At 64.6% G+C, this 359-nt stretch carries 1 pseudogene; it reads right to left on the bottom strand.

From position 1 onward, the window contains the following. A pseudogene (locus NE591_RS13360) lies at positions 1-359 on the bottom strand (cell division protein FtsH); the annotation flags it as partial.

Genomic DNA, 359 nt, shown 5'->3' with positions numbered 1-359 from the left:
GCCGCGGCCTCTTCCGCTTCCTTGGCGGCGAAGATGTCGTCCTCGCGCGCCAGGTACTCGTCCCACTTGTTGTCGAGCAGCGCCTCGCAGGCCTCGCCTTCCACGGTCTCGCGCTCGAGCAGCACGCTGGCCATGAGATCCATCTGATCGGCGTGGGAGGACAGAATCGCGTGGGCCCTATCGTGGGCCTCCCTCATGATCTTGGCCACCTCTTCATCGATGCGACGGGCCGTCTCCTCGGAGTAATCTTGGGTGTTGCCGTAGCCGCGGCCCAAGAACACCTCGTGGTTGGGCTGGCCGAACACCTGGGTGCCCAAAGGACTCATGCCGTACTGGGTGACGATGGCGCGGGCCATCTT

The organism is Adlercreutzia sp. DFI.6.23 (genome assembly GCF_024462535.1).
Classification (GTDB): Bacteria; Actinomycetota; Coriobacteriia; order Coriobacteriales; family Eggerthellaceae; genus Adlercreutzia; species Adlercreutzia rubneri.
This window is presented reverse-complemented; position numbering and strand designations above follow the sequence as displayed.